The organism is Diplocloster hominis (assembly GCF_032380655.1).
In the GTDB taxonomy this organism is placed as follows: Bacteria; Bacillota; Clostridia; order Lachnospirales; family Lachnospiraceae; genus Diplocloster; species Diplocloster hominis.
Map to the genome: position 1 here is coordinate 86739 of NZ_JAWDIY010000007.1, position 17830 is coordinate 104568.

The 17830-nt window shown below is 41.8% G+C and carries 24 protein-coding genes and 1 pseudogene; 22 read left to right on the plus strand and 3 right to left on the minus strand.

The window, feature by feature from the left end:
* The first annotated feature begins 38 nt into the window (after positions 1-38).
* From ABC831_RS08575 to ABC831_RS08655, 17 genes and pseudogenes are all read left to right on the plus strand, one after another.
* Positions 39-206 (plus strand): hypothetical protein, encoded by a 168-nt coding sequence (locus ABC831_RS08575; protein ID WP_004612784.1) that lies wholly within the window; start codon positions 39-41, stop codon positions 204-206.
* 71 nt (positions 207-277) lie between these two features.
* Complete coding sequence (locus tag ABC831_RS08580; protein WP_118263090.1) at positions 278-1930, plus strand: recombinase family protein; 1653 nt, start codon at positions 278-280, stop codon at positions 1928-1930.
* Between the two features lie 116 nt (positions 1931-2046).
* Positions 2047-2883: an AAA family ATPase gene (locus tag ABC831_RS08585; protein WP_227166639.1), complete on the plus strand. Its 837-nt coding sequence runs from the start codon at positions 2047-2049 to the stop codon at positions 2881-2883.
* Positions 2880-3467: a DUF6652 family protein gene (locus ABC831_RS08590; RefSeq protein WP_004613375.1), complete on the plus strand. Its 588-nt coding sequence runs from the start codon at positions 2880-2882 to the stop codon at positions 3465-3467. The genes ABC831_RS08585 and ABC831_RS08590 overlap by 4 nt, the downstream gene beginning before the upstream one ends.
* 74 nt (positions 3468-3541) lie before the next feature.
* Positions 3542-4654 (plus strand): hypothetical protein, encoded by a 1113-nt coding sequence (locus ABC831_RS08595; RefSeq protein ID WP_117505369.1) that lies wholly within the window; start codon positions 3542-3544, stop codon positions 4652-4654.
* 92 nt (positions 4655-4746) lie between these two features.
* A complete protein-coding gene (locus ABC831_RS08600; protein WP_425524575.1) occupies positions 4747-5196 on the plus strand; it encodes a hypothetical protein in 450 nt (149 codons plus the stop codon).
* 30 nt (positions 5197-5226) lie between these two features.
* Positions 5227-5814, plus strand: a complete 588-nt coding sequence (locus ABC831_RS08605) for a hypothetical protein (protein WP_195384493.1) — start codon at positions 5227-5229, stop codon at positions 5812-5814.
* A 40-nt stretch (positions 5815-5854) separates the two neighbouring features.
* A complete protein-coding gene (locus ABC831_RS08610) occupies positions 5855-7060 on the plus strand; it encodes a hypothetical protein (RefSeq protein WP_257349064.1) in 1206 nt (401 codons plus the stop codon).
* 68 nt (positions 7061-7128) lie between these two features.
* A complete protein-coding gene (locus ABC831_RS08615; protein WP_257349063.1) occupies positions 7129-7674 on the plus strand; it encodes a hypothetical protein in 546 nt (181 codons plus the stop codon).
* 30 nt (positions 7675-7704) lie between these two features.
* Complete coding sequence (locus ABC831_RS08620) at positions 7705-8178, plus strand: GNAT family N-acetyltransferase (protein WP_343247792.1); 474 nt, start codon at positions 7705-7707, stop codon at positions 8176-8178.
* 212 nt (positions 8179-8390) lie between these two features.
* Positions 8391-8657, plus strand: a pseudogene (locus ABC831_RS08625) (hypothetical protein); the annotation flags it as partial.
* Between the two features lie 63 nt (positions 8658-8720).
* Positions 8721-8879, plus strand: a complete 159-nt coding sequence (locus ABC831_RS08630; protein ID WP_107000665.1) for a Maff2 family mobile element protein — start codon at positions 8721-8723, stop codon at positions 8877-8879.
* 155 nt (positions 8880-9034) lie between these two features.
* The gene (locus ABC831_RS08635) at positions 9035-9307 is read left to right on the plus strand and encodes a helix-turn-helix domain-containing protein (protein ID WP_002593556.1); all 273 of its coding nucleotides are present in this window, start codon (positions 9035-9037) and stop codon (positions 9305-9307) included.
* A complete protein-coding gene (locus ABC831_RS08640; protein WP_003533403.1) occupies positions 9267-9644 on the plus strand; it encodes a TnpV protein in 378 nt (125 codons plus the stop codon). Before ABC831_RS08635 ends, ABC831_RS08640 begins: the two co-directional genes overlap by 41 nt.
* Positions 9645-9698: 54 nt before the next feature.
* Positions 9699-10103, plus strand: a complete 405-nt coding sequence (locus ABC831_RS08645; protein WP_425323656.1) for a GNAT family N-acetyltransferase — start codon at positions 9699-9701, stop codon at positions 10101-10103.
* Positions 10104-11543 (plus strand): bifunctional aminoglycoside N-acetyltransferase AAC(6')-Ie/aminoglycoside O-phosphotransferase APH(2'')-Ia, encoded by a 1440-nt coding sequence (locus ABC831_RS08650; RefSeq protein WP_001028144.1) that lies wholly within the window; start codon positions 10104-10106, stop codon positions 11541-11543.
* A 95-nt stretch (positions 11544-11638) separates the two neighbouring features.
* Complete coding sequence (locus tag ABC831_RS08655) at positions 11639-12139, plus strand: hypothetical protein (RefSeq protein ID WP_330670570.1); 501 nt, start codon at positions 11639-11641, stop codon at positions 12137-12139.
* A 97-nt stretch (positions 12140-12236) separates the two neighbouring features.
* Here the strand turns inward: ABC831_RS08655 and ABC831_RS08660 are convergent, their stop codons facing one another.
* A complete protein-coding gene (locus ABC831_RS08660; RefSeq protein ID WP_006573790.1) occupies positions 12237-13043 on the minus strand; it encodes a helix-turn-helix transcriptional regulator in 807 nt (268 codons plus the stop codon).
* 484 nt (positions 13044-13527) lie between these two features.
* On the opposite strand from ABC831_RS08660, the gene ABC831_RS08665 reads away from it, so the two are divergent.
* Genes ABC831_RS08665 through ABC831_RS08675 form a run of 3 tightly spaced genes read left to right on the plus strand, consistent with a single transcriptional unit; the run spans position 13528 to position 14343 of the window.
* Positions 13528-13716, plus strand: coding sequence for a hypothetical protein (locus tag ABC831_RS08665; RefSeq protein ID WP_005927683.1), 189 nt, complete (start codon positions 13528-13530; stop codon positions 13714-13716).
* On the plus strand, positions 13713-14054 hold the full coding sequence (locus tag ABC831_RS08670; RefSeq protein WP_005927681.1) for a DeoR family transcriptional regulator: 342 nt from the start codon (positions 13713-13715) through the stop codon (positions 14052-14054). Before ABC831_RS08665 ends, ABC831_RS08670 begins: the two co-directional genes overlap by 4 nt.
* Complete coding sequence (locus ABC831_RS08675; protein WP_005927679.1) at positions 14047-14343, plus strand: DUF3847 domain-containing protein; 297 nt, start codon at positions 14047-14049, stop codon at positions 14341-14343. Before ABC831_RS08670 ends, ABC831_RS08675 begins: the two co-directional genes overlap by 8 nt.
* Positions 14344-14754: 411 nt before the next feature.
* Here the strand turns inward: ABC831_RS08675 and ABC831_RS08680 are convergent, their stop codons facing one another.
* Complete coding sequence (locus ABC831_RS08680; protein ID WP_009321335.1) at positions 14755-16050, minus strand: tyrosine-type recombinase/integrase; 1296 nt, start codon at positions 16048-16050, stop codon at positions 14755-14757.
* Positions 16051-16210: 160 nt separating this feature from the next.
* Complete coding sequence (locus ABC831_RS08685; RefSeq protein WP_009243739.1) at positions 16211-16840, minus strand: helix-turn-helix domain-containing protein; 630 nt, start codon at positions 16838-16840, stop codon at positions 16211-16213.
* 175 nt (positions 16841-17015) lie between these two features.
* Here ABC831_RS08685 and ABC831_RS08690 point away from each other — a divergent pair, with 175 nt between their 5' ends.
* Positions 17016-17246: a helix-turn-helix domain-containing protein gene (locus ABC831_RS08690; RefSeq protein ID WP_002578307.1), complete on the plus strand. Its 231-nt coding sequence runs from the start codon at positions 17016-17018 to the stop codon at positions 17244-17246.
* A 144-nt stretch (positions 17247-17390) separates the two neighbouring features.
* Positions 17391-17705: a DUF3847 domain-containing protein gene (locus tag ABC831_RS08695; RefSeq protein WP_002578306.1), complete on the plus strand. Its 315-nt coding sequence runs from the start codon at positions 17391-17393 to the stop codon at positions 17703-17705.
* The last annotated feature ends 125 nt before the right edge of the window (positions 17706-17830 follow it).

A 17830-nucleotide genomic window follows, 5' to 3' on the forward strand; every position in this document is an offset into this window, starting at 1 on the left:
CAGCTACCGTCTGATCCCCTATTCTATGGAGGTAGCCTATGGAGAAAAACAAGAAGCAGAATAAAAAAGTCCAGTTTGTAGTGGTTCGTGAGTTTTCTGGGGACAAAACCATGCGGGAAGCCTTTGAGCAGCTGATCGAGCGTCAGACCTGCGAACACTTCGAGGAATGGTTAGAGCATCAGGAAATGGCACGAAAAGCGGCGTAAAGCAGTTGAATCATGGACAGGGGCATGGTATTATAATGGTATCGTGTCCCTGTTCATAGAAGGAGAACACTATGAGCAGGAAAAAACAAGTGAATCAGAAAATCACAGCCCTTTATTGCCGTATCTCTCTGGAGGATGGCGGCGATAATGAGAGCATGAGCATCAGCAACCAGAAACTTATGCTCCGGGACTTTGCCGAAAAAAACGGAATGTTCCAGTATGAGTATTATGTGGATGACGGTTATACAGGCCGCAATTTCAACCGCCCTTCTTTTCAGCGCATGATTGCCGATATTGAGGCGGGAAAGATCGGCTGCGTTATCACCAAAGACCTGTCCAGACTGGGCAGGAATTATATCGAAGCTGGCAGCTATATCGAAATCTTTTTCCCAAAACACAATGTACGCTATATCGCCATTACAGACGGAGTGGACAGCCTGACCCGTCAGGAAATGGACATTACGCCGTTTAAGAATATCCTGAACGATATGTACAGCCGGGATATTTCCAAAAAGGTGCTGGCAGGGCGTATGACCCGTTCCCGGCAGGGGAAGTTTTGTGGTGGGCAGCCGCCCCTCGGTTTGATGCGTGACCCGGAGGATAAGGGGCATTTGATCCGTGACCCTGAGACAGCACCGGTAATCCGAAAAATCTATGATATGGCGCTGGATGGCTGGGGATGTATGCGGATTGCAAAGCAGCTCATGGATGATAAAGTCCCAATCACCAGAGTAAAAAGTAACACAGAATGTGATGTAAATTACTATTCATGGGGAAGTGCAAGAATCAGCCATATCCTGCGGAATCCCTTTTATAAGGGCGCACATCTGGTCTGCCGGACACATCAGAAAGGGATTCGCTCCAACACCTATGATATTATCCCTCGTGAGGACTGGGAAATTATCGAGGATTGCCATGAAGCAATCATCTCCCCGGAAGAATGGGAGCAGGTGCAGGAAATCATTGACCGCAGACCAACCATTATGAAGGGCAACTCCTGCCCCTTTTATAACCTGTTCCACGGTATCATTTATTGTGCGACTTGCGGAAAGTCCATGCAGGTGCGGTATGAAAAGGTTGGCAGAACCGGAAAGAACCGTTTTACCGGCGAACAGCGGGAACCGATTGATAAGGCGTATTATATCTGCCAGACCTATAACAGGCTGGGCAAGAACGCCTGTACCAGCCACAAGATCGAAGCCAGAGATTTATACAATCTTGTGCTGAAAGATATTCAGGAGCTGGCAAAGACTGCGCTCAAAGATGCCGATGCTTTTTATCAGCGGCTGAGCAGCCGGATGGAGCGCCGGTATCTTCTGGACGCTTCCCAGACACAGAAGGAATGTCAACGACTGGAAAGCAGGAATTGTGAAATTGATGAGATGTTTCTGAGCCTATATACCGATAAGGCAAAAGGAATCTTGACTGAGCAGCGTTTTATGAAGCTGACAGCAACACTGGAGCAGGAGCAGGAAGCTAACCAGAAGCGCCTGCGAGACCTGCTGTTGATGATGCGCCACTCTGACGAACAGGAAAATGAAGTCCGCACCTTTATCAAAGAAATCCGGCGTTATGCAGCCATTGAAGAACTGGATGAAGCGGTGCTGAACCGGCTCATCAGCAAAATTTTGGTGGGCGAAGTCAAGAAGATTGACGGACAGAAGGTGCAGGAAGTCAGAATCGTTTATAACTTTGTCGGAGAAATCCCGGAGATTACAGCATAATCATTTCGCCTCATCTCTCAATCAGCGAGGGATGAGGCTTTTCTTTTTGTAAAATTGCAATAGATATATTCATAATTTATTTACAATTAAATTCCTAGCCGTACAGCAGAAAAATGATGACGAAAGATCATGCAAATGCTATAATGTTTGCATATAGATATGACAATTTGACCATATCGGAATCTTTATTCAAACAGATGATTGGAGATATTGCTATTATGAGAAATCCATGGCCAATTTTCAGCATTGCGGCTCTCTCCGGAGCTGCGTGCTTGATTTATGATCACTTTTTTTCTTACGAGACTATGTGGATTGCTGTTGTAGTGTTCCTTGTGCTGCTGGCTCTATGCTTTTTCGCATATTGCAAATATGAACACTGGCTGGCAAAGAAACTTAACCCCTATGTGGTGGCATATCAAAGCGATCACAACCTTGAGAATTTGAAACATGGATTGGATCGCTGGCGTCCTTGGGCACTCAGCAAGCATTCCAAAAACATCATTACAGCGAACTGGTTCTCCGCTCTGCTGGAACAACAGCGCTGGACAGAAGCGGAAGAAACTTTGGAGCAGTTTTTGCATCGAGCAAAAAATACGCAGGATAAACTGGGGTATCACCTACTTCGTGAAGATTACGCAAGGGCGATCGGAGACACTGAATTAGAGAAGCAGGAACGACTTCTAAGCGAACAGCTAAAAACCCAGCTTGGAAATAAAAAGGGAGAATCAAGAATACCCGCAAGCGCCAAAGAGAGTAAATATGCTTTCTTTTGCTGGCTCTCTTTCAGCGTTGGTCTGGCACTGTTCGGAATCATCAGCAATATCGCCACCGGGGACTCAATCCTTGGATCGTTTGGAGCCGGAGTTTTTATTTTGGGCTTGTTCTCGTTCCCAGTCTGCTTGATCTGGCTGATTCTCTGGTTGATCCGGCGCAGAAAGGAGGCTGCTAAATGACTTATATCCTCCCGGTACTCTATGTAATTGTGTCTTATACATTCTTTCTTTTGGCAGTTCATTTTGGCAATGCAATCACATTGCAGATAGTATCGATCCTTCTGCCCTTTATTATGGGGATCGTCAATTTGATTGTTGTGCTGACCGTAGGAAGAAAGTGGTCGAGAAAAACATTGCTGAACTGCACTTTGATTATCAAGTATGGACTAATCCCGTTCTACCTGATCGGAGGGAGCATCACCGTATATGTAACGCTGATGGCATTCTTCCCATTGCCGCTGATGGCGTTGTTCGGACTGGTAACCATTGTTTTTTTGATTTTGGGATACGGGATTCTATTAGGGGCAGCTCCCTATGCTATCGCTTATCTGATAAAGTCATGCAAAGACGGCATACATCCGAAATGGTTGGCGGTTTTAGCTGGAATCTGCCAGTTCTTCTTTTCCTTTGATGTACTTGCAATGATGGTTCTGACATTAAAGGAGCGGCACAGGGTCAAAACGACGATTGCCGTTTTCTGTGCAATGTGTCTTGCGCTCCTGCTTATCGTACTCTATGTGGTCATGACGCTGATAGGGGCATAATCGACCTTTATATAGGATATGAGTTGTTCATACATAAAACAAATTTGATAGAATCGCAGAAAGGATTTACGCTTATGAAAAAACAATGGATTGCTTTACTGACAGGATGTGTGCTGGTATGCAGTATGCTGGCCGGATGCGGCTCAAAACCTCAGACATCAGCTCCGGCAGCTGCGGGCAGCGATAAAGGCTGTACGGATGAGGCCATTCTGTCTCAGCTGAAAAATGACGGGACACCTGAGTTCGTACTGGATGGTACTTACTATACGCTTCCTTTGGAAACTTCCCAGCTGATACAAGCCGGCTGGAGTTTGGAAACGGAAGAATATGATGCAGCAGAGGTTTCTCTGCAACCCGGCGAGCGTATTTATGGGGAACTTTCCAAAGACGATCAGGAAATAGATGTTGCAATCGTAAATGCCGGGACAGAGCCATGCAAGCCTGCTGAGGGCGGAACGGTGGTAGAACTGGAATACTCTGCCGATAAGGATCAACCAAATCCTGATTTCTTTGTAACGCTCAATGGGATCAACTGTGCGATGTCCAACGCAGCTTTACAAAAGGCGCTGGAAGGTGTAGACGGATATGAACTGAATTCCGCAGGAAATATCGACATCAATCGTACTGTTGATGATGATGAAATTGCTGTTTATAAAGTCATTCTGGATGATGACTACACAGCAATCACGCTTGCTTCGGACAATGTTTTTGAATACAAGGATTATCAGCCGCAAGAGGTAAAAGAACAGGCATCTAATGAAAAGATTGCCGCTTACAAGGATACTACAAAAGCCGAGATGGAGCCGTATGCTCAGGATTTCAATGCGATCATCGAGGGATATGAAGAAAATATGGTCGTTGGATTTTACAGTGAAGGTACTATTTGGGGCGAAGAAGTCGGTGAATATAAATCTATTGCCGGAACGCCACTCGCTACGGATGTGTCTCTCTATATCGCAGAGGATACAACCGGCCAGCTCTACTGTATTTCTAACCAGCTTTTGAATGAAGATGGTACTGTAAGCACTGCCATTGAGCTTGAGGAAGGCGATCAGGTCAAGGTTTGGGGTTATGCTTCACAGTATCTGGAATTGCAGGAAGGTCTGAAAATCGTCGTGGTTCAGCCTGGTATCATTGAACGCAACGGCGAACTGGTGATCCTGGACGAAAATTTGAAAGTAGACTAATGCTTTTGAAGAACGCCGGGTGCATATATCAAAGGATTGCATCCGGCGTTCTCAACTTAAAACAATAATCAGGAGGAACAATTATGCTTACAATGAATGAAAAAGATAAAAATGAAATGCTGGAAGCCATTTTGAAGAAAAGCGAAGCCTATCAGTGCAAGTTATGGGCAGTCATCATGGCCGGGGCTGATACCTATGCACTAATTGGGGGACTTTCTACACTGACGGGGGGTGCTGCCGCTGCATTGGGCGCACTGAGCAATGCTTACTGCTATCTGGGAATTACCGAGAAACACCTGAATATGGTCATTGTAAATTCCGTCAATGTCTCCAAAATTGAAAACCGGCTTTCTCTGCCCCTAAACAGCATAACAAAGGCAGAGGTCAAGGGTGGGTTGCTGCCCGGAAGAAAAGTCGTAATGCTGCATTTTGGAAAAGAGAAAATGAAAATTTCTTTGATGAACAATGCGATTGGCTCTGATATTCAGGGGCAGAAAGAAAATGTTGAGATGTTCTGCCAGATTGTTTCCAAACTCGGATAACCCGTATTATAAAGCGAGAGGAATCAGAGCATGAAAAAAATCTTAATTGTGTTATTAGCTATGGTGCTGCTCCTTGCTGGATGCGGTAAAAATGGGACTTCATCGCCACAATCTCCCTCTGATGAATCTGTGGCGGATCAGCAGGAACCTTCTTCTTCCGAAACCGAAATATCATCTGAAGATTATGCGATTCCCGGAAGTTATATCGTCCCGGATGGATGGGAGAAATCTGAGAAGCATTCTACTAATTCGCAGATTTTCTATATAGAGGAAGGCCACGAAAATGATGAAAAGCCGGACAACATCTCCATCCATGTAGGAAAGAACAAATATAGTCTGGATGAGCATGAGCAGTTTCGGGATGCGATCGTCCAACAGATTTTGATGCAGCTGGATGGTATTGAAGCACAACTGAACGGGGATGGAACCTATACCGAGCAGGGGGATCTGCTTTATATCTTTACTATCGACGAGGGCGATATTGTCACCACGCAATACTATATTGTAAAGGATTACGGGTTCTGCCTGATCCAGCTTACAAATTTCAGCGGATCAGAAACCACTGAACAGGCCGCCAGGGACATGGTAGATAGCTTTGTTTGGGATACAGAAGGATAAATTGATACAGGAACCGTGATTTTATAGGAAAACGACGAAGATGGAGAAACGAAAACTTTCAGGAAAAACAATTTTGAAGCTGGTAGGGGCACTTTTGGCTTTGGCTTATTTGGGATTTTGCCTCTATGCAGGTATTACCGGGAAATTTCCGAATATGCACAGAGTCGAACATGTGATGCGTTTTGGCGACCTTAAAAACTGGGTGTCCGGCGGAATATCGGCTGTGATGATTTTTGCCCTGTGCATTACTTCTGCTTTCAATGACCTAAATCTCCAGAAGGGACGCAAAAAATCATTTTTACCACTTTTTCTCACCATGATTCTGCCCATTATCCTTTTACTGCTTTTGGAGTCTTATCTGGATATTGGTTGGATCGGGATTGCCCTTTATGCCGGTATTGCAGTTTTTCTATTTGGCGTTGCATGGACTCCACAACTGTTGAATCAGTGGATCACCCGCCGACTTTTACGAAATGAACCGATGAGCGGCAAGCAACAAGTGCGGATCATTGAGTGGATTCATTTTCATCCACTGAAAAAGTTGCTGGTTTTCGGGTTGTGGGGCTTTGGCGTTGTACTGGTTCTGCGTGGCATCTGGGTAACGGCAACCGGGAAAATCGAAATGGATGGAGAGCTTTTTCTGTTTTTACTTGGCACAGCAGTTCTGGTTGTAGCGCTGTTTCAGAAAATGAGACGCTATATCTGCACGCCTTACCGGAACATACCGGTACTGAATCAGATTCTCAGCAAAAATCAGCTGGAACAGCTGCTGGATGGAGAACATTTTGAACCAATAGAGTTTGAAGATGAGGGCATGAAAAAGTATCTGGAAATATACCAAAGCCAGAACTGGATGCTGATTGGCGGTAAGCTACTCTCAAAAAAGCTGGCTTTATGGTTCACAATGAATCGGTTCAGGAACCATACTTCCCTGAAGGTACTTTACCTGAACGGCATGACTGCCAAAGCAAAGGTCGATCTGGATATTCGAGGGGACCGGTACACGGAGTTTACTGCTGTGCTGAAAGAATTGATTGGATACGAAGGCACACTTAAACTGTATGAAAAAGAAGAACAGCTGGCACAGAAATTTGCATCCTTTTTCCCAGAGCAAACTTCCGAACAGGACCGTGTCGCTGCTTTTCTTTCTCTGGATGTGACAGCGATCCGGCAGGACTATATTCAGACCTTCTCTCCACCGCCAGATCCCCGAAAGAAAAAACGGAGTAGACGGGAACGGGAATAAAAGGTTTTCTTCAATTTCAATAGAGAAAGGCTTACGAAAATAAAGAGGATATAACTTGGAGGTTACCTATGAACTATGATATGAATATGATTAAATACCGCAAAAGTGGGTTTTTCAGAATTGCAGCAGCTATTCTGATGATCTGTTTTACACTATTTGGGCTTACCGCTTGCGCCGGTACTACTGACAGCAAAGATAATAACGATGATAATGCACTGATACAAGGGACATGGGAAATAGATACCGGCTCTGGTGCTGGTTATAAATTCGTTGACGATAAGTTTATGTGGTTAAAATCCATCGAGAATGTTAACGATAACTACTGGTACGGAGATGTTGAGTATTATAAAGGTGCTGAAGCAATGGAAATAGCAGGACTAACAGAGGAGGAACTTCAAAGCAGCCTGCCAGGTCTTAAACCTGAAAACATTTTTGTAACAAAATTAGATCCCGAAAAAATCATTACCGATGGTGAGGATAAAACTGCTACCAATATGAATGACCAAACATTATGGACTCGCTTATGGCTTATTGAAGAAAATGAGGACAATGTTGTTGCGGTAGTGTTTGATTTGGAAACTTTTAGTATGGAGAGCTACACTAAAGTTGAGTAAAAACCAGAAATTAGAATTTGGAGTAAACTTATGGACTATATAATACGAGAAATGAGAAGCGAAGAATACTGTTTATTAAGTGGTTTTTTATACGAAGCGATTTATATTCCGGAAGGTATTGAACTTCCACCTAAATCAGTAATAGAATGTCCGGAATTACAAGAATATATCGTCGAGTTTGGAAATCGAAAACATGATAAAGCCTTAGTTGCAGAGATTCAGGGAAATGTAGTAGGAGCTATTTGGGTAAGAATTATGAATGACTATGGACACATTGATAATGATACTCCATCTCTTGCCATGTCTGTCTGCCCCCAATATAGAGGGTTAGGCATTGGAACTTCATTATTGAAACAATTATTACAAGTGGAAAGATTAGCTGGATATTCAAAAATATCCTTATCTGTTCAGAAAAGTAATTATGCAGTGAAGATGTACGAGAAAGTGGGATTTACTGTTGTTAATGAAAATAGCGAGGAATTTATTATGATTGTAAATCTATAACAGAAATTCCAGTTTGCATAACTGGCAACCCAACCACAATTAAATATTCACAGCTCTACTAAGCAGGAGATCCGAAAAGGTCTCCTGCTTTTTTGCACCCTAAATTAAATGTATCACAGCTAAAACTATCGAAAACAAAATAGGCAGATACCATAAAAGAAGTTTTTCTTTGGATAGTGCTTGTCTTTTTTGAATTCATCACTTGACATTGTGGCAAAGAGCTGATGACACAGGACGAAATAGCAGTTATGGACGGTGGGAAATGTATTTTGCAGCTACGCGGTGTGCGTCCCTTTTTAAGCGACAAATACGACATCACGAAACACCCGAACTACAAATACCTTTCCGACTTCGACAAAAGAAACGCTTTTGACGTGGAACGGTATATGTCTACCCGTCCGGCAATCGTAAAGCCCGATGAAGCCTTTGACATATACGAAATAGATTTGTCCGACGAGGACGCAGCCGCCGAGGAATAACGGCGGCATTTTCATTTTCAACAACTTTTTTTGAGCCGCACAGCGGCAGAAAGCGAGGTTTATATGGAGTTTTTCAACAGCGCAGTTGGTGTATTGCAGACTTTGGTTATCGCGCTTGGCGCAGGTCTTGGCATTTGGGGTGCCATTAACCTCATGGAGGGTTACGGCAACGACAATCCGGGCGCAAAGAGCCAGGGCATGAAGCAGTTTATGGCTAATTAAAGGGAACAAAAAGAAAGGAAAAGCACAATCCAGACGGTATCAGCGGCAGGATACAAGAATAAATTGTGATTACACAAGATTGGTGTTATAATAAGAGAAAAGTTCCTGCCGGGGCAGCCGCCCCGGTGGTATGGATAAAAAGGCAGGAAAACAATATGCACATCAGCTATAAACCACTCTGGCATACACTGTTAGAGCGTGATATGAGAAAAGAAGATTTAAGGCTTGCCGCCGGTATGACAACGAATATGATTGCCAACATGAGCAAAGAGGGAAAGCACATCAGCATGGATACATTGGCCCGTATCTGCGAAACGCTGAATTGTGAGATTACCGATGTGATTGAGTTAGTACCAGACGAGCCTGCTTCCACAGGAGGTAAGGAACATGAGCGAATTGAAACCAAGAATAACGGAAAACGGAATTGATTATATCCTTGTCGGAGATTACTATATCCCAGATTTGAAGCTGCCGGAGGAACACCGCCCTATCGGAAAGTACGGACGGATGCACCGGGAATATTTAAGAGAAGCCCACCCAGCCAGATTGAACACATTGACACTGACCGGGGAGTTATGGACATATCTTGCAGACCTGAACGAACAGGCACAGGAACGGTTAGACACCATCATGGAGCAGATGAAGGCTGCCGATGGTGTGACCGAGGAATTGAAGCGTACCCATCAAATGGAATGGGTGCAGCGTTGCAATAACATTCACAACCGGGCAGAAGAAATTATTTTGCAAGAGATGATTTATTCATAACGGTATGGTAGAATGATTATGACAAATCGAAAGTTGACAAGGAGTTTTGATAGCGTGAAAAAGTTTATGGAAGAAGTTTTAATTGATGATAATATGGTTTTTGATATTGATAATTTAAAAGGATTTCTTAATGATACCAGTTCATTTGGGTTTATAGCTAAAGAAAATAATAAAATTATAGGATTTGCATATTGCTATACACTTTTAAGACCTGATGGAAAAACAATGTTTTATTTACACTCAATAGGAATGTTACCTAACTATCAAGACAAAGGTTATGGTTCAAAATTATTATCTTTTATTAAGGAATATTCTAAAGAGATTGGTTGTTCTGAAATGTTTTTAATAACTGATAAAGGTAATCCTAGAGCTTGCCATGTATATGAAAAATTAGGTGGTAAAAATGATTATAAAGATGAAATAGTATATGTATATGATTATGAAAAAGGTGATAAATAAATGAATATAGTTGAAAATGAAATATGTATAAGAACTTTAATAGATGATGATTTTCCTTTGATGTTAAAATGGTTAACTGATGAAAGAGTATTAGAATTTTATGGTGGTAGAGATAAAAAATATACATTAGAATCATTAAAAAAACATTATACAGAGCCTTGGGAAGATGAAGTTTTTAGAGTAATTATTGAATATAACAATGTTCCTATTGGATATGGACAAATATATAAAATGTATGATGAGTTATATACTGATTATCATTATCCAAAAACTGATGAGATAGTCTATGGTATGGATCAATTTATAGGAGAGCCAAATTATTGGAGTAAAGGAATTGGTACAAGATATATTAAATTGATTTTTGAATTTTTGAAAAAAGAAAGAAATGCTAATGCAGTTATTTTAGACCCTCATAAAAATAATCCAAGAGCAATAAGGGCATACCAAAAATCTGGTTTTAGAATTATTGAAGATTTGCCAGAACATGAATTACACGAGGGCAAAAAAGAAGATTGTTATTTAATGGAATATAGATATGATGATAATGCCACAAATGTTAAGGCAATGAAATATTTAATTGAGCATTACTTTGATAATTTCAAAGTAGATAGTATTGAAATAATCGGTAGTGGTTATGATAGTGTGGCATATTTAGTTAATAATGAATACATTTTTAAAACAAAATTTAGTACTAATAAGAAAAAAGGTTATGCAAAAGAAAAAGCAATATATAATTTTTTAAATACAAATTTAGAAACTAATGTAAAAATTCCTAATATTGAATATTCGTATATTAGTGATGAATTATCTATACTAGGTTATAAAGAAATTAAAGGAACTTTTTTAACACCAGAAATTTATTCTACTATGTCAGAAGAAGAACAAAATTTGTTAAAACGAGATATTGCCAGTTTTTTAAGACAAATGCACGGTTTAGATTATACAGATATTAGTGAATGTACTATTGATAATAAACAAAATGTATTAGAAGAGTATATATTGTTGCGTGAAACTATTTATAATGATTTAACTGATATAGAAAAAGATTATATAGAAAGTTTTATGGAAAGACTAAATGCAACAACAGTTTTTGAGGGTAAAAAGTGTTTATGCCATAATGATTTTAGTTGTAATCATCTATTGTTAGATGGCAATAATAGATTAACTGGAATAATTGATTTTGGAGATTCTGGAATTATAGATGAATATTGTGATTTTATATACTTACTTGAAGATAGTGAAGAAGAAATAGGAACAAATTTTGGAGAAGATATATTAAGAATGTATGGAAATATAGATATTGAGAAAGCAAAAGAATATCAAGATATAGTTGAAGAATATTATCCTATTGAAACTATTGTTTATGGAATTAAAAATATTAAACAGGAATTTATCGAAAATGGTAGAAAAGAAATTTATAAAAGGACTTATAAAGATTGATTATATAATATATGAAAAGCTATTATAAAAGACATTAGTATTAAATAGTTTAAAAAAATGAAAAATAATAAAGGAAAAAAATATTTCTTAAAATTGTGATAGGGGTTGTTCTTGCTTGTATTTTATTTGTTTGTTTTCTTTATACGAACAATGAGATCGGCGTGACTTCATCTAAGCTGGAGGCAGATATTCGTTCGTCGCAGAAGATTAAGGATGATTGGACGGTCGATGGAAGCGTTTCCAGCACGATGGCTGCATATATTTCTTACCCTCAGGATTTGAGTGACCATTCTTTTTCCGTCTATGTCAATCGTCCAGGACTTTCCTTCGGATATTTTTTCCGTGGAGGTGGAACTCTTTCGGGGATTCAAAGAGGAATTGTGGAGTTTACTGTAGAGGGATATAATGAACGAGCATTTATTTCTATGAATCAACAGCAGGTGCAACAACTTGAAATAGATGATGGCAACACAATTCAAGTGGTTGATATTGACCGCAATAAACCTTTTGCGATTGTCTTGCCTATAAATGCGGGTAATATTACTTTTTATGATGTAAATAGAAATACTGTGGAATATTGGAATAATCCTCTTTGACAAATTCCAGTTTGTCGTGCTAAAAATTCAACTGAATAATCCCAGCAAAAACCGCTGCTACATGGAAGCCAACAAACCATGCAACAGCGGTTTTTCTTTATCGTTTTTTCCTCTGGCTGATAGGCGTTCCCATTTTCTTTGATTTTTTGAGAATCCGAATCAGCCAGCGAAATTCTTCATCTGACAGATTTTTATAGTTGATACCAAGCTGCTTACAGTAAAGGACAACCAGCTTTTCATCACGGCTGCCCTTGAAATTTTCAACCGCTTCCAGATTTTCTTTCAGTTCATCGGCAACGGTGGTCTGAGGTGCACTCTCGCTGTCCTTTTTATGGGCTTCCCGAATATCCCGGATAATCAGGTTGAGGTCATCCCGTACCATGTGACTGAAATATTCATCATCACTGATATGGGCGGCTTGCAACACTTTCAAATGGGGGTCATCTTCGCCGGGGCGATACCGTTCAATGATTTCATGCCGGACGGTATCGACAAGGGCGTTGAGGTTTTGAATCTGCATGGTGGCAATCCCATCCACATAAATCTCAATGTCCGCAAGAAACTTGATAAAGTCCTTATGGGTGGCAAGTTCGCACAGCAGACGGTTGTTAATCCGACCGCTTTTCAGAAGTGCTACCATCTCATCACTCAAATGCAGCTCCCTTAATGGCGTGTTGATCTCCGCCCGGTTCTCTGTCCGGCAAAAGAGATAATCGAGGGACACCCCATAAAAATCTGCCAGCAGGATAAGGTTGCCATGATTGATTTCCTTATAGTCGTCTTTTTCATAACTGCCAAGAGCCGATTTTGAAATACCCGTTTGCTCAGCCAGTTCTTCCAGTTTTAATCCTTTGTTTAATCGTAAATCTTTTAGCCGTTCCTGTATTGTAGTAGCTCCGTTCATTGAAGCAGTTCCCCCTTTCTAACGACATTTATAACCGTTGAATTGATTATACCATATCAATTCCGCAATCGTGGAAATTTCTGATTTTTACCCCGAATTCCTACTTTGTGGACATACGGCACAGGGCACAAAAATGTTCTATGATACAGGTAGTTCATCGATGGATTATTCCAATCGAATGACCAGCCTGTGTGGGATATGCTTCCCCGGCGATGTAGCGTCATGACTTTTGGCAGGGATATGGAGGAACCCTGACCAAAACGAGCGTACCAAAGGGAGCGATACGCCGCTGTGAGATTCAGGGGAGGAACGACACCGGGGAGAACTGGCGAACTGACACCGAAATGATACCGAAACACAACAATCTGATAGGGGGACAGTCTACCCTATCGCTGATACTTCGGGAGATTTTAAGCGGCTCTATGGCTGTAATTTTACCGAAAATCGCCCCGAAACCATACACTAAAACGGGAGGAAGCGCAATATGCCGAGAATGAGCAAAAAGAGGAAGTATGAGCTTTCCTTTTACCTCAATGACCGGGGGCGTGTCACTTACAACGAATTATGCCGGAAATGCCAGCATGGGTGCAAGCAGAGCTTCCGGGCGGTTGTGATTGACTGCCCCTGTTATTTATCCAAACGAGCAAAGAAAAAGGAGGAACACACAGAATGAATTTTGAATTTATGACGATAGACACACCATTGCCGCCCTGTATGCCTTTTCCCAGAGCGTTGACAGGATTTCCAGTCAGCAGCACCGCAAAGGTCATGTACTGCCGGATGCTGGACGCTATGCTCTCCAAAGGGCAGGAGGACGAGAACGGAATCCTCTTTGTCTGCTTCCCTGTCACAGCCATTGCCGCAGTCCTGTCCCGCAGCTCCATGACGGTCAAGCGTTCTCTGAATGAACTGGAAACTGCCGGACTTATCATGCGGGTGCGTCAGGGCATTGGAGAACCAAACAGGATTTATGTGCTGATACCGGGAAAGGAGGACGCTGCCCTTGCCTGATACATCAAAGCTGGAAAAACTCAATCGGGAGTTGGAAAAAAGCGAAAAGAAACTGCGGAAAGCCATCAATGATGAAAAGGCATTGCAGCATCAGCTGAAGCAGCTTACCCGAAAAGAACGAACGCACCGGCTCTGTACACGTGGCGGTATGCTGGAAAGTTTTCTGCAAGAACCGGAACGCCTGACAGATGATGATGTCATGCTGTTGTTGAAACTCATTTTTCACAGACAGGACACGCAGGAACTATTGAAAAAACTGCTGGAACGGGAGATGCCGGAACCCCCTTAGTTTACTAAGGGCGCAATTATACACCACCCAGAGGTTGGTGCATTGCGTTCTCCGAAGGCTCCTCGCCGGAGGGCTGTGATTTTCCGCAGTCATGGTCTGCTTCAAATCAAACAGGGGACGCTACGCTTCCCCTGCGCTGGCTGCCGCCAGCTACCCTTTTGTGAACTTGCCATCTGGGGACACCTTGCGTTGCAAGCTGTTCCCAGCCGACAAGTTTTACAAAATCTCTCTATACTTTGACGGTCGAATAAAGTATAATGAAGTCAACGACTAATCGGAATTTGTGGAGAGATTTCCTGAACTTTCCTTATTTTACAGGCTTTTCAGCCCATTAAATAGTGAAATGATATGTATTTTCCCTTATTTTTGCCCTTATGCGGAATCCGCAAGGGAAATAAGGGAAATTTTTAGTTAAGCATTGCTCGCTACTTTATCAAGAAGTCTTGCGGAATCCCGTTTTGCTTTTCTTGTTGAGTGAGCGTAAATATTCATTGTGGTACTGACATCAGAGTGTCCTAACAGTTCCTGTACATCTTTCGGTGCAGCTCCATTGGAAAGCAGATTGCTGGTATAAGTGTGACGCAACTGGTGAAAATGGAAATCTTCAAATCCTTCCAGCTTCTTTGCCACTGATCTGCATACAATGCTGAGTGTACTCGGCAGTTCCAAAGAGCCATCTGGTCGCAGGCAGACAAAGGAGATTTCTTTGTAATCTGTCGGGACTTCCTGTGTTCCGTCAAGATGATAGTATTCATAATATACCCTGTTTTTCACATGCACTTCTTTGTAGTAATTGCGGTGATATAATTCGCCATACTGCATCCGGTTTTTGAGCTGTTCTTTTCTGGCAGCTTTCAGTATTTCAGTCAGCGTATCTCCAAAATCAACAATCCTTACTTTTTTCCGTTTCGTTGGTCCGATAATATTTTTGTGTTTCATGCCGTCGTAGCGGATACTGCGTTTTATGGTCAGGCATTGTTCCTCAAGGTTAATGTCCTGCCATGTAAGACCACAGGTTTCCCCGATACGGAGCCCGGCATAATACGCAATTTGAATCGGAAGAATAGCAGGTGGATTTTTCTTTTCCAGATATTGGATAAGCCGTTCATAATCCTCATGTGAAATCGGCTGTGTACCTTCTTCCACTTCATCATCGGAAAAGAGGTCAACTTCCTCTGCCTGCTTTTTCAGCTTAATATACTGCATCGGATTGAAACTGATTAACTGTTTTGGAAATACTGCAAAACGGAATGACTGCTGTAACACTGCGGAAAAAGAATGGATATAATCTTTGCTGTATCCCTTTTTTACTTTCCCGTCTGGAAACTCACCACCGAATGTAAGCAGATCAAGAAATGCCTGTAAATGTTCGGCAGTAACTGTTTTCAGTTTGCGGTCTGCAATCGGGTGTTTTTTGATACATCGGATTGCACCAAGATAATTTTCCACTGTACCGTTGCTGAGTGTCCCAGTTTTCAGTTCTTCTTCTGCCCACATATCCAGAAGTTCCCCTACGGTAAGATTATCTGCCTTTGCAACAAACTTCTTATCTTCGTAGTCTTCCAGTGCCTTGCGGAGAAGCTTTTCCGTCTCACTTTTACTTTCGGTTCCGGCGTATTCTTTCTGAACCATTTTACCGCTTGCATCTTCTACATAGAAACGATAGTACCATTTTTTTCCTTTTTTTCTAACAGATCCTTTTGCCATAATCGTATGTCTCCTTTCGATATCAGACAATCGGAACTGCTGAAATGCTTCTTGCGTGTAGGCATCTTATGGACAAGTCCATAAGCCAATTCGCCGCTCGTCAAATCTGTAAACAGCTTGACTCGCTTGCGCTCATTGTATCATAACTCCGATTATCTTACTATACCGATTCAGAATCGTCATACATAACTTCGGATAAAAGATTTGCAAGCCTTTGTTCTGCCGCTTCCGGTTTCTTTGAATAGAGCCTTACAACATCTGCCATATCATTAAATGCGTTGACAGTATGTGTGATCTCCCTGAGAAACATAATCTCATTATATTCATCTTTCGATTCAAATCCCATTACTTTGGCAATGTCCGCATCTTTGGTACTGCCTTTGTAATTTTTACAGGCGAACTGAAACGAATCCAGAAACAGTTCATATTGCTTTAACATTAACAGCAGTAAGTCTTTAGAAAAAGCGTCTTCTGTTTTATTGAGGTCAAGAGGAAACTGTTTGAGAATGTCGCCCATCGCATCACGAATCTGCAATTCTTTCTTATCCGTAATATCAGTTTCATATTCATCGGTTTCCCCTTTGAGCCATTCAATCGATACATGAAGTGCTTCCGAAAGACCTTCCAGTACCATCTTTTTGGTATTGTCAATCGAACCATTCTCATAACGCAGGATTGTGGAAGCGGTAACTCCCATCTTCTCTGCGACATAAGGCTGTGTCAGATTTAATTCCAGACGGCGCTGTTTTGCCCTGCTGCCAATCAGCTTGCGTAGTTCTTTATCTTTCATGCTGATGTGCCTCCTTTTTCGGTATGTCATTACTATACCACGCAACAAAATATATTGCAATATGCAATTTTAAGAAAAGCAGAAAAATTTCATAATGCTTGACAAAGCAATATAAACACGCTATACTGACAGCACAAATGAAATTGCATAATGCAATTCGAAAGGAGGTGGTCATATGACGCAAAGAAAGATTGCCTTATCTATTGAGGAAGCTGCTGATTATACGGGAATTGGCAGGAACACCCTGCGAAAGTTGGTAGAGTGGAAGAAACTTCCGGTATTGAAGGTTGGGAGAAAAGTCCTGATCAAAACGGATATGCTGGAACTTTTTATGGAAGCCAACGAGGGCAGGGACTTGAGGGATAAGGGAAATGTGAAAGCAGTCACAAGAAACGGTTCAACTTAAAAAAGCGGTTCCCGAAGAAACCGCCAAAGGTTCTATCAGACCGGAGTCATGATATACCTACACGCAAGCAGATTATACCATGTACTTCGTCTGACAGACAACAGGAAACTTATGTTTGGAAAAAAAGAAAGGACGATGATATTTATGGCAAGATCAACAAAGAGTTATGAGGAGCGTATGCTCCAGTTGGAAAAGAAAGAACAGGAAAGCCTTGAGAAAGCAAAACAGTATGCAGCACAGAAACGGGAACTGAAGAAACGTCAGAAAGATGTGGAAACCAAAAAACGGACACACAGGCTCTGCCAGATTGGCGGTGCAGTGGAATCGGTACTGGGTTCTGCGATTGAGGAAGATGATATCCCAAAGCTGATCGGCTTCTTAAAAAGGCAGGAAGCAAATGGGAAATTCTTCTCAAAGGCAATGCAGAAAGAGCCAGTTGCAAATACGGAGGAAGTGTAATGCCGGAGGGAGTGGAGTTTCCATTCCCTTCATTGCTTTTTTATGAAGGGCGCACTTATGGACAACCAGAGGTCGTCCGTATAAGTTTGCCACAGGTGGCAACCGGTCTGCGCTTACGCTTGCCG

Bases quoted from the DNA above. Each gene is read 5' to 3' on its own strand.
- ABC831_RS08585 (WP_227166639.1), top strand. From the start codon at position 2,047: ATGACGAAAGATCATGCAAATGCTATAATGTTTGCATATAGATATGAC.
- ABC831_RS08610 (WP_257349064.1), top strand. From the start codon at position 5,855: ATGGAGAAACGAAAACTTTCAGGAAAAACAATTTTGAAGCTGGTAGGG.
- ABC831_RS08615 (WP_257349063.1), top strand. From the start codon at position 7,129: ATGAACTATGATATGAATATGATTAAATACCGCAAAAGTGGGTTTTTC.
- ABC831_RS08640 (WP_003533403.1), top strand. From the start codon at position 9,267: ATGAGCGAATTGAAACCAAGAATAACGGAAAACGGAATTGATTATATC.
- ABC831_RS08580 (WP_118263090.1), top strand. From the start codon at position 278: ATGAGCAGGAAAAAACAAGTGAATCAGAAAATCACAGCCCTTTATTGC.
- ABC831_RS08630 (WP_107000665.1), top strand. From the start codon at position 8,721: ATGGAGTTTTTCAACAGCGCAGTTGGTGTATTGCAGACTTTGGTTATC.
- ABC831_RS08685 (WP_009243739.1), bottom strand. From the start codon at position 16,840: ATGAAAGATAAAGAACTACGCAAGCTGATTGGCAGCAGGGCAAAACAG.
- ABC831_RS08575 (WP_004612784.1), top strand. From the start codon at position 39: ATGGAGAAAAACAAGAAGCAGAATAAAAAAGTCCAGTTTGTAGTGGTT.
- ABC831_RS08635 (WP_002593556.1), top strand. From the start codon at position 9,035: ATGCACATCAGCTATAAACCACTCTGGCATACACTGTTAGAGCGTGAT.
- ABC831_RS08650 (WP_001028144.1), top strand. From the start codon at position 10,104: ATGAATATAGTTGAAAATGAAATATGTATAAGAACTTTAATAGATGAT.
- ABC831_RS08695 (WP_002578306.1), top strand. From the start codon at position 17,391: ATGGCAAGATCAACAAAGAGTTATGAGGAGCGTATGCTCCAGTTGGAA.
- ABC831_RS08665 (WP_005927683.1), top strand. From the start codon at position 13,528: ATGCCGAGAATGAGCAAAAAGAGGAAGTATGAGCTTTCCTTTTACCTC.
- ABC831_RS08595 (WP_117505369.1), top strand. From the start codon at position 3,542: ATGAAAAAACAATGGATTGCTTTACTGACAGGATGTGTGCTGGTATGC.
- ABC831_RS08620 (WP_343247792.1), top strand. From the start codon at position 7,705: ATGGACTATATAATACGAGAAATGAGAAGCGAAGAATACTGTTTATTA.
- ABC831_RS08605 (WP_195384493.1), top strand. From the start codon at position 5,227: ATGAAAAAAATCTTAATTGTGTTATTAGCTATGGTGCTGCTCCTTGCT.
- ABC831_RS08600 (WP_425524575.1), top strand. From the start codon at position 4,747: ATGAATGAAAAAGATAAAAATGAAATGCTGGAAGCCATTTTGAAGAAA.
- ABC831_RS08660 (WP_006573790.1), bottom strand. From the start codon at position 13,043: ATGAACGGAGCTACTACAATACAGGAACGGCTAAAAGATTTACGATTA.
- ABC831_RS08680 (WP_009321335.1), bottom strand. From the start codon at position 16,050: ATGGCAAAAGGATCTGTTAGAAAAAAAGGAAAAAAATGGTACTATCGT.
- ABC831_RS08690 (WP_002578307.1), top strand. From the start codon at position 17,016: ATGACGCAAAGAAAGATTGCCTTATCTATTGAGGAAGCTGCTGATTAT.
- ABC831_RS08670 (WP_005927681.1), top strand. From the start codon at position 13,713: ATGAATTTTGAATTTATGACGATAGACACACCATTGCCGCCCTGTATG.
- ABC831_RS08590 (WP_004613375.1), top strand. From the start codon at position 2,880: ATGACTTATATCCTCCCGGTACTCTATGTAATTGTGTCTTATACATTC.